This is a genomic window from Corynebacterium tuscaniense, assembly GCF_008693065.1.
GTDB lineage: Bacteria > Actinomycetota > Actinomycetes > Mycobacteriales > Mycobacteriaceae > Corynebacterium > Corynebacterium tuscaniense.
Genome location: NZ_VXKH01000136.1, coordinates 1 through 1,064, shown reverse-complemented (window position 1 = coordinate 1,064; position 1,064 = coordinate 1). Strand labels below are relative to the sequence as shown.

The 1,064-nt window shown below is 55.2% G+C and carries 1 rRNA gene; it reads right to left on the bottom strand.

The features are described from left to right. Positions 1-1,064, bottom strand: a 23S ribosomal RNA gene (locus F4V54_RS10885); the annotation flags it as partial.

Below are 1,064 nucleotides of genomic sequence, written 5' to 3'. Positions count from 1 at the left end.
CGGCGTGGCTACCACTCTGTGTCACCCCATCACTGAACTACTACGGATCAGGCCCCACGCATCACACCCACCCGATCATCAAAGATGACCATGGCAGGAGCTCTGGGTGGTTAGTATCACCGACTCGCTCTGGGTCGCATGTATACGGGTACGGGAATATCAACCCGTTAACCATCGACTACGCCTGTCGGCCTCGCCTTAGGACCCGACTCACCCTGGGAAGACGAACTTGACCCAGGAACCCTTAGTCATCCGGCGGATACGATTCTCACGTATCATTCGTTACTCATGCCTGCATTCTCACTCGCACACAGTCCACGCGCCCTTACGATCACGCTTCACCCCATGCACGACGCTCCCCTACCCAACAAAAACATGTTGCCGCGGTTTCGGCGGTGTACTTGAGCCCCACTACATTGTCGGCGCGCAACCACTCGACCAGTGAGCTATTACGCACTCTTTCAAGGGTGGCTGCTTCTAAGCCAACCTCCTGGCTGTCTTCGCGATTACACATCCTTTTCCACTTAGCACACCCTTAGGGGCCTTAACCGGCGGTCTGGGCTGTTTCCCTCTCGACTATGAAGCTTATCCCCCACAGTCTCACTGCCGCGCACCATGTAAACCGGCATTCGGAGTTTGGCTGACATTGCTAAGATGATAGTCCCGCTCAACCAACCAGTAGCTCTACCTCCGGCACACTAACGCGACGCTGCACCTAAATGCATTTCGGGGAGAACCAGCTATCACGGAGTTTGATTGGCCTTTCACCCCTACCCACAGCTCATCCCCGCAGTTTTCAACCTACGTGGGTTCGCGCCTCCACAACCTCTTACAGCTGCTTCACACTGGCCATGGGTAGATCACCCCGCTTCGGGTCCAGGACATGCCACTAAAAAACACACAATTAGCATTCGCTTTCGCTACGACTACCCCTACCACGGGTTAACCTCGCGACATGCCGCTGACTCGCAGGCTCATTCTTCAAAAGGCACGCCATCACACACAAGAGGTGCTCTGACGGATTGTAGGCACACAGTTTCAGGAACTATTTCACTCCCCTCCCG